General features: G+C 35.3%; 2 protein-coding genes. Both read left to right on the plus strand.

What is annotated here, in order from left to right; translation table 11 throughout:
• The first annotated feature begins 225 nt into the window (after positions 1–225).
• Complete coding sequence (locus PNO30_RS06715; protein ID WP_271987624.1) at positions 226–2,169, plus strand: PTS fructose transporter subunit IIABC; 1,944 nt, start codon at positions 226–228, stop codon at positions 2,167–2,169.
• Between the two features lie 475 nt (positions 2,170–2,644).
• Positions 2,645–6,328, plus strand: a 3,684-nt coding sequence (locus PNO30_RS06720) for a mucin-binding protein (protein ID WP_271987625.1), incomplete at its 3' end; no start/stop codon positions are given.

A 6,328-nucleotide genomic window follows, 5' to 3' on the forward strand; every position in this document is an offset into this window, starting at 1 on the left:
CTTTAAAGTTTAAAATACTAAACAAAAATAACTGAATATTTTGTCCAACTTTTTGGGTGCAGTACCGGTTTGTCCAGTAAAAGGGGTACATATCAGTTTCTTCGAAATCACGATTTTGGAGTCACTCCCAGATTGATGTTAAAAAATTAAAATAAGACTAAACAAATTATTTGAAGAAAAATAAAATATTTCCTCGGAAATATGAAATTAACAAAGGAGAAAGAAATGAAATTAACAGATGTTCTAAATTATGACTTAGTTCAATTCGGATTCAGTGCTGCTGATAAAAAAGAAGCTCTGGATAAACTAACAAGCATGTTAGTGGAAAAAAATATTATCGCTAGTAAAGATAACTTTTTAAACGCGTTACTAGCTCGTGAAGCTCAATCGACTACAGGAGTGGGAGAAAACGTAGCTATCCCTCACGCAAAAAGTGCGGACTTCGACAAAGCGATGATCGTTTATGCGAAAAGTGATGAAGGTGTTGAGTGGGAAAGTTTTGATGGACAACCTGCCAAACACATCTTTATGATCTGTGCGCCAGACGGAGGAGCAGACGAGCACCTTAAAGCGCTAGCTTCATTATCACAAGCTCTTATGGATGCAGATGTAAAAGCAGGATTAGATGCAGCTACAACTAAAGAAGATGTAGAAAAAGTATTTGCGGACTTCGTAGCTAAAACAGAAGCTCCAAAAAAAGAAGAAAAACAAGCAGCTCCAAGTGGAGAAAAACCATATATCATCGCGGTAACAGCTTGTCCAACAGGTATTGCCCACACATTTATGGCTGCAGAAAAAATTAAAGAAACAGCTAAAGCGATGGGGCTAGATGTTAAAGTAGAAACAAACGGTCAAATCGGTGTAGAAAACAAACTTACAAAAGAAGATATTGAAAGAGCAGCGGGGATCATCGTTGCGGCTGATAAAAAAGTAGAAGTTGCACGTTTTGATGGGCGTCCAACAATTATGACAAAAGTAGCTGATGGAATTAACAAACCAGAAGAACTTATCCAAACAATCCTAGATGGGAAAGCCCCTATTTACAAACATGACGGGGCAGCGGAAGATTCAGAAGATTCTTCAGCAAATGAAAGTATCGGACGTCGTGCTTACAAACACCTAATGGAAGGTGTAAGTAACATGCTACCATTCGTAGTAGCTGGTGGTATTCTTATCGCGTTATCATTCATCTGGGGTATTAACTCATTTGATCCGAAAGACCCATCTTACAACAAAGTCGCAGAAGTATTATTCTACTTCGGTAAAATCTCATTTAGTATGATGTTACCAATCCTAGCCGGATTCATCGGTCGTTCTATCGCTGACCGTCCAGGATTTATCGTTGGTATGATCGGTGGTATTTTAGCAGACCCAAGTATTTTAAGTCTGAAAAGTGATTTATTAGCGTATACTCCTTCAGGATTCTTAGGAGCTTTAGTAGCAGGGTTCTTAGCTGGTGGAATTATCCACGTATTAAAAATTGCATTCAGCTGGATGCCTCGTTCATTAGATGGTATTAAACCAATCTTCCTATTCCCTATCTTAGGGTCACTAATTATGGGATTATTAATGATCTTCCTAATCAATGCACCAATGGCAAGTGTTATGGAAGGATTAAAACACTTTATCGAAAGTCTTAACGGAAGCGGTAAGTTCATCCTTGGATTCGTAGTAGCTGCGATGATGGCTATCGATATGGGTGGTCCAATTAATAAAGCTGCTTACGTAACAGGTACAGCTCTATTAACATCTGCAGGTTCAGCAGGAAGTGATGTAATGGCTGCGGTTATGATCGGTGGTATGGTACCTCCATTAGCAATCGCAATCTCAGCAACAATCAACAAAAACATCTGGCCAAAAGCTCAACGTAGTGGAGCGTTAGTGAACTACGTAATGGGATTATCATTCATAACAGAAGGAGCTATTCCATTCGCAGCAAGTAACCCAGCGCGTGTTATTCCACCGTTATTCATCTCAAGTGGTATCGCTGGAGCTTTAAGTATGACTTTTGGTGCTGTATCAAAAGCCCCTCACGGAGGAATCTTCGCTATCGCTGCAGGTGCTGTAAGTAACCCACTTATGTATCTATTAGCTTTAGTAATTGGTGCAGTATTAGGTGCATTACTATTAATTGCATCATTAAGCTTTGGGAAAAAGATAGTAAATTAATACATTAAATATTTTTAAAATAAACACTACTTTATATATTGTAAAAGTAGTGTTTATTTTAATTACGAAAATTCATATAAAGGCTGTAGTAAGATTATTTGTTTTATGAAAAAGAAAAATTTAAAACATTAAATATATTTTTTAAATGGTGGAATATTTAGTTTTGAAAATATCTAAAATATAAGAAAATGTATGTATTTTTTTTTTTTTTTCAATTTATAAAACTTTAAAATATATGATTTATATTATTTTTATAAATAACGTTTGAAATAGCATCAACATTAGTTTTCTTTTTATTTTCAAAAAAGTTTATATTGATTTTATTTTTTAAAAATGATATAATTAAGCATAAAAAATTTAAAAAATATAGTTAGAATTTTAGGTATATTCAAGTCAAGGGTTCTTAAAATATATACTGTAATCGTTTTAATTTTTTTATACGTTTTATTTATAAAATAAGAAAAAGGAGAAGATAATGTTTAGTAAAAATAACATAAAAATGAATAACAAGAAGCAATTCGAAAAAGTTAACCATTATGGTATTAAGAAATTTAATGCTGGAACGGCGTCAGTTTTAATTGCTTCTGCTTTTATGTTTTTAGGGGGAGCAGCGCAAGCGGCAGACACTAACAAACAAGAAGCAACAGTAGCAACTATCGAAAAAGTAGCAGCAGAAAAACTAACAGAGGAAAAAGCTGAAACAAAACCAGCTGTAGCCAAAAAAGCTACAGGAGCAAAAGAAGTAGAAGCGGCGCCAGAAGCTGAAGTAAAAGCTGAAGTTAAAAAAGAGGTGAACAAAGCGACTCTTCAAGCAAAAATCAGTCAATTAGATAACTTATTTGTAACATTAGCAGGACAAGAATTATCAGAAGACAAACAAGTTGAAACTGTAAGTGCTGCAGTAGAATTAAACAAAGCTAAAGACTTAGCGGCGTCAGCATCAGCTACACAAGAACAAGTAGATGCACAAGTAGCGGCATTAGAAGCAGCGATCAACAACTTAAGCAAAGTTGAAAAAACTGCAGATAAAAAAGAAGAAGCTAAAAAAGAAGAAAAATCTGAAACAAAAGTAGCTAAAGAAAACTTAGAAAAAGCAGTTTCAGAAGCAAAAGCAGTAAACCAAGCAGCAACAACATTCGCGACAAAACAAGTAAAAGAAGAAGCTAAAAAAGCAGAAATCAAAGCAGCGGTAGAATCGTCAGAAAAAGAAATCGCAAAAGCATTAGATATCTTCAACTCAGACTCTTCAACAAAAGAAGATGCAGATCAACAACGTAAAGAATTAGAAAAAGCAATCGAAGCAGTGTACGTAACAATGCAACGTGCAGGACACCGTGGGAGAGTGGAAGCTATTCTAGCTGATGCAACAAGTGGTGACAAAACTATCACAGGTAAAGGTGTTATCAGAAATGGTAATGCAATAGTAACAGTTAACAATGCATATGTAACTATGAATGCAGATAATACTGCACCTAAAGCATGGGGAATTGATGTAGTATTCGATACATCTCAGGCTCAAAATGGTGATACTACTACTATTGAAATGAAAAACTTAACAGGATTTGGAGATAGTTTTAAACCTGGTACAAAAATTACAGCAGCAGATGGGACTGTTATAGGGGAAGTTGTATCTAAAGTGACTACTAACTCTGCAGGAAGTAGAGGAGGAGAAAGTCCCTTCTGGTCTCAACGTAAGAAAGATGGTAAGACTTATGAAGAGCGTCTTGCTGAACAACCAGCTATTCCTAATGAAGTAGGAACCACTATTTACACAATTAGATGGAATGATAAGGCGAAAAATTATGCTGTAACAACTTTCTATGCAGAAAACTTAACAGCGATTGATTACTATGCACCTAATATTTCTAAAGATACTGAATACACGGCAGCGATTAGTGTAAATGGACAACCAGTTCTAGAACATAAGTATACGCATAAAGCATCAAAATCAGCAACACAAAAACAAAACACGTCTGCTACTATTATGGGAGATAACATATTAGGATATAAAGGAAGTGAACGTGTTAGAAAGAGTGATGCAGTAGTTATCAATACTGATAGTGATGTCCGTTATGGAAAAGGTTCTAAATTCACTATTACTTTACAGAATGATGATTTCACATACTTTAAAGCAATTGAAGGTTCAAAAAATACTGCTACAAATTCTAATAAAAATGACAGTATAACTTACCGTCCTGCAGGTCGTTGGAATAATGTTCAAGCTAATGCAAACAACGTTTGGATTCTTAATGATGGTCGTGATACAAACTTTACATTAAAAGCGACTGTAAAATCACCGACAGAATTAGAATTAGAAGTAATTGATGGAGCAATTCAAGAAGACTCAATAGTTTCTATTGGTTTAGATAAACTTGGAGTTGAAAAAGTTATAACAAACCGTACATTCTCAGACGAGTACTCTAAATTTATATACGATGAGGCAGGTCGTCTAAAAGAAGGAAGTGTAGTAGGTGATACAGATAAAACGGCAGCTACTCTTACTGTATCAGGTGGAACACCTCTTAATGGAGGAGAAGAAAATGTAACTACTAAAGTTGCGAACGGTTGGAAAGTTGAAGTTGGAGCAGGAGGAAACAGTCAGTTTGAAACTGGAGCTGTTACTATCACTTTAGTAAACATTGAAACAGGTGAAGAGTTTGCATATGAACCTACAAATTATGATGGTTATGCTAAGCCTAATGAAGATGGTAGTTATGAAACTAAAAATATTTTAGGTAAAAAATATGATGTTTCAAACAAAGTTCCTGATTTAACTAAAACTATCAAAGGTGTTGAGTATATTCGTGTTGATGTTCCAGCTAAAGGAACAACAGGAACTGTTAATATCGGGCCAAAACGTGCTAGTGCTATCTATAGTTCAGAAGAACTTCAAGCGAATGGAGTAAACCCTAATGCCTTTGTAAACAATGTTCTTTACTACTATGTTAAGAAAACAAAAGTAGAAGAAGTAAATCGTACGATTAAATACGTGTATGCAGATGATGCTAAAGATCTTGCGGGACAACAAGTATTTGAACCGACAACTCAAACTGTAAGTTACACAGGAACTATCCAAGTAAATGACAAAAATGAAGCCCAAGTAGATGCTAATAGAAAACCGATTTACATTAATTGGGTTGGTAACGGAGATACTACTCTTCCAGAAGTAAAAGTTCCTCAAAAAGAAGGATACATAGCAAGTGTTGAAAAAGTAGCTGCGCAACCAACGACAGCAACTGATGAAGATTATGAGTTCGTTGTTACTTATACACCAATTCAAAAAGCAAGAACAACATTTGTTTATCAAGATAAAGACGGAAATGTTAAACAAGTAGAAGGAAACACACCAGTAACTGAAACAGGTAAAGGTGGAGACAAACTTACAAAAGAAGAAGAAGTTGCCAACAAAATTAAAGAAGCTCAAAACAAAGGATATGAATTAGTATCTAATACATACCCAACAGATGGAGTATTCGATAAAGATGTTGATACTGACCAAGAGTACACAGTAACACTTAAAGAACGTGTAGTACCAGTAACACCAGATCAACCAAAAACACCAGGAACTCCAGTAGATCCAAACAACCCAGATGGACCTAAATACCCAGCTGGATTAGAAGAAAAAGATTTAAGCAAAACAGTAACGCGTACAATCACATATGTATACGCAGATGGAACTCCAGTTATGGAAAATGGAGCACCAAAAGTAGTAACACAAGAAGCTAAATTCACACGTGAAGCAAAAGTAAACTTAGTTACAGGAGACGTTACATACGGAGACTGGACACCAGAGCAAAACTTAGCAGAAGTTAAATCACCAGAAATAGCTAAACACACAGTTGATAAAGCTACAGTACCGACAGTGAAAGTAACTAACGCTTCAGAAAATATTAATGAAGTAGTTACATATACACCAGTTCAAAAAGCAACAACAACATTTGTTTACCAAGATAAAGATGGTAATGTTAAACAAGTAGAAGGAAATGAACCTATCTCTGAAACAGGTACAAATGGAGACAAACTTACAAAAGCAGAAGAAATTGCTAACAAAATCAAAGAAGCTCAAAACAAAGGATATGAATTAGTATCTAATACATACCCAACAGACGGAGTATTCGATAAAGATGTTAACACTGATCAAGAGTTTACAGTAACACTT

Origin of the sequence: Gemella haemolysans, assembly GCF_028308085.1 — a bacterium.
In the GTDB taxonomy this organism is placed as follows: Bacteria; Bacillota; Bacilli; order Staphylococcales; family Gemellaceae; genus Gemella; species Gemella haemolysans_D.

What these genes read in the sequence shown, in the direction of transcription:
- PNO30_RS06715 (WP_271987624.1), top strand. Translation starts at nt 226, where the DNA reads ATGAAATTAACAGATGTTCTAAATTATGACTTAGTTCAATTCGGATTC.